We start from the raw sequence: 1,571 nt of genomic DNA on the forward strand, positions 1-1,571 counted from the left end.
AAAAAAAAAGACTAATATTTTAAATCAAATGAATAAAAGCGTAAATATGATTATATAACCATTAGGAATCTATGAGTTACTGATATTTTTTAATCGATTATATTTGAAAAATAAGTAGGTTCATGCTTAAATGTAATTATGAAAATTACAATATAGGTGGTAATGATTAATTGAACTTAGATTTTAATATAGCAGTTCATGTATTAACTTTTTTAAGTAGACATGCTTCAGAGAGATTTAATAGCAATGAATTAGCTGAGAAAGTGTGTGTTAACCCCGTACAACTTAGAAATGTGATGGCCAAGTTGGTAAACCATGATTATGTTATTACACAAAAAGGGAAGTATGGCGGTTACTGCATTAATGGGGATATTTTAGATACACCCTTATCAGAACTCTTTCAACTATTTGTAACTAAGCAATCATTTGGAAGAGTTTATACAGGGTCTTTAGAGAGCGATTGTAAAATTTCAAATGAGATTCGTCATGTTATGTCGAGGTATCATCAAAAAGAATTTAATGTTTTAGAAGCATTTTATCGTAGCATTACCATTAGAGACATATTCAATGAAATTTTAATGGAGGATTATCATGAAAAAATATGACTTATTAATATTAGGCTTTGGAAAAGGTGGTAAAACACTTGCTAAAATAGCTGCATCAAACGGTAAAAAAGTAGCTGTGGTAGAACAATCTAAGCAAATGTATGGAGGAACTTGTATTAATATCGGTTGTATTCCATCAAAAACATTGGTACACGAGGGGTTAGTAAATAATTCATTTAAACAAGCGTTAGCGCGTAAGCAAGCAGTTGTTTCTGCGCTTAATCATAAAAACTATCATAATTTGGTAGATGATGAAAATATTTCTGTACTTGATTATAAAGCAAGGTTTAAATCTAATAAGGTAATCGAACTATTGAATAAGAAGGATGAAATTATAGATACAATAACTGCAAAATATATTGTCATTAATACAGGAGCAATCCCAATCATCCCCGATATTGATGGTGTAGAAAAATCAAAATTTTTATACGATTCTTCTGGCATAATGGATTTAAAAGAGCAACCTAAACGATTAGTTATTGTTGGTGGAGGTTATATTTCTTTAGAATTTGCATCCATTTTTGCAAATTTTGGCACTAAAGTTACTGTAATAGAATCACATAATCAGTTAATGCCACGAGAAGATGAAGAAGTTGTGACACATGTAGTTAAAGATCTTGAGGATAAAGGAGTTAAATTTGAATTTAACACTCAAACTTATGCTTTTGAAGATAGACATAATGACACCGTTGTGAAAACAAATAAAGGTCAATTCGAGGCAGATGCGGTATTACTTGCTACAGGTAGAAAACCTAATATAGATTTAAGTTTAGAAAATACAGATATAAAATTGGGAGAACAAGGGGAAATCAAAGTAAATAAATATTTGGAAACAGCAGTTGAGCATGTTTTCGCAATTGGTGATGTTAAAGGAGGCATGCAGTTTACTTACATTTCTTTAGACGATTTTAGAATTGTTAATGATCGAATATATGGATTAGGAAATCGTAGTACAGAAAACAGAGG

Annotated in this window: 2 protein-coding genes; both read left to right on the top strand. The window is 30.4% G+C overall.

What is annotated here, in order from left to right; genetic code table 11:
- The first annotated feature begins 170 nt into the window (after positions 1-170).
- The gene (hypR, locus tag SH09_RS12875) at positions 171-605 is read left to right on the top strand and encodes a redox-sensitive transcriptional regulator HypR (protein WP_042740044.1); all 435 of its coding nucleotides are present in this window, start codon (positions 171-173) and stop codon (positions 603-605) included.
- Positions 592-1,571 (top strand): FAD-dependent oxidoreductase (locus SH09_RS12880; protein ID WP_042740045.1); only part of this gene is annotated, 980 nt, incomplete at its 3' end. The genes hypR and SH09_RS12880, both read left to right, overlap by 14 nt.

The organism is Staphylococcus gallinarum (genome assembly GCF_000875895.1).
In the GTDB taxonomy this organism is placed as follows: domain Bacteria; phylum Bacillota; class Bacilli; order Staphylococcales; family Staphylococcaceae; genus Staphylococcus; species Staphylococcus gallinarum.